Genomic DNA, 1,750 nt, shown 5'->3' with positions numbered 1-1,750 from the left:
TTTTAAGTTGTAGAACTTAAAATTAAACATTTGCGAAGTCAATTCGCTTTTTAATTCTTTTGAAAAAGAATAACAACAAATAATAATGAGCTAGTAAAATTTCTCATTTCTAAAATGAGAGTTTGATCCTGGCTCAGGACGAACGCTGGCGGCATGCCTAATACATGCAAGTCGAACGAGCTGCGCTTATTGATAGTTGATGCTTGCATTAACTAGATTTAAGTTAGCAGCGAGTGGCGAACTGGTGAGTAACACGTGGATAACCTGCCCAGAAGAAGGGGATAACACCTGGAAACAGATGCTAATACCGTATAACAACGAAAACCACATGGTTTTCGTTTGAAAGATGGCCTTTGTGCTATCGCTTTTGGATGGATCCGCGGCGCATTAGCTAGTTGGTGAGATAAAGGCTCACCAAGGCGATGATGCGTAGCCGACCTGAGAGGGTAATCGGCCACATTGGGACTGAGACACGGCCCAGACTCCTACGGGAGGCAGCAGTAGGGAATCTTCCACAATGGACGAAAGTCTGATGGAGCAATGCCGCGTGAGTGAAGAAGGGTTTCGGCTCGTAAAACTCTGTTGTTAGAGAAGAACGGGCGTGAGAGTAACTGCTCACGTCGCGACGGTATCTAACCAGAAAGTCACGGCTAACTACGTGCCAGCAGCCGCGGTAATACGTAGGTGGCAAGCGTTGTCCGGATTTATTGGGCGTAAAGCGAGCGCAGGCGGTCTTCTAAGTCTGATGTGAAAGCCTCCGGCTTAACCGGAGAAGTGCATCGGAAACTGGGAAACTTGAGTGCAGAAGAGGACAGTGGAACTCCATGTGTAGCGGTGAAATGCGTAGATATATGGAGGAACACCAGTGGCGAAGGCGGCTGTCTAGTCTGTAACTGACGCTGAGGCTCGAAAGCATGGGTAGCAAACAGGATTAGATACCCTGGTAGTCCATGCCGTAAACGATGAGTGCTAGGTGTTGGAGGGTTTCCGCCCTTCAGTGCCGCAGCTAACGCATTAAGCACTCCGCCTGGGGAGTACGACCGCAAGGTTGAAACTCAAAGGAATTGACGGGGACCCGCACAAGCGGTGGAGCATGTGGTTTAATTCGATGCTACGCGAAGAACCTTACCAGGTCTTGACATCTTCTGTTAACCTAAGAGATTAGGTGTCCCCTTCGGGGGCAGAATGACAGGTGGTGCATGGTTGTCGTCAGCTCGTGTCGTGAGATGTTGGGTTAAGTCCCGCAACGAGCGCAACCCTTGTCATTAGTTGCCAGCATTCAGTTGGGCACTCTAATGAGACTGCCGGTGACAAACCGGAGGAAGGTGGGGATGACGTCAAATCATCATGCCCCTTATGACCTGGGCTACACACGTGCTACAATGGACGGTACAACGAGTTGCGAAACCGCGAGGTCAAGCTAATCTCTTAAAGCCGTTCTCAGTTCGGATTGCAGGCTGCAACTCGCCTGCATGAAGTTGGAATCGCTAGTAATCGTGGATCAGCATGCCACGGTGAATACGTTCCCGGGTCTTGTACACACCGCCCGTCACACCATGAGAGTTTGTAACACCCAAAGTCGGTTAGGTAACCTTTTGGAGCCTGCCGCCTAAGGTGGGACAGATGATTAGGGTGAAGTCGTAACAAGGTAGCCGTAGGAGAACCTGCGGCTGGATCACCTCCTTTCTAAGGAAAAATTCGGAAACCTTACATTATTGAAGTCTTGTTTAGTTTTGAGAGTTTTACTCTC

The 1,750-nt window shown here is 49.2% G+C and carries 1 rRNA gene; it reads left to right on the top strand.

The features are described 5' to 3' along the window. Window positions 1-110 precede the first annotated feature (110 nt). Window positions 111-1,686 (top strand): 16S ribosomal RNA (locus AC6UD8_RS06990). Window positions 1,687-1,750: the final 64 nt, after the last annotated feature.

The sequence above is a fragment of the Fructilactobacillus sp. X1R3C1 genome, from assembly GCF_059901545.1.
The sequence above is the reverse complement of the archived record's forward strand: the minus strand, read 5'-3'. Positions and strand labels throughout refer to the sequence as shown.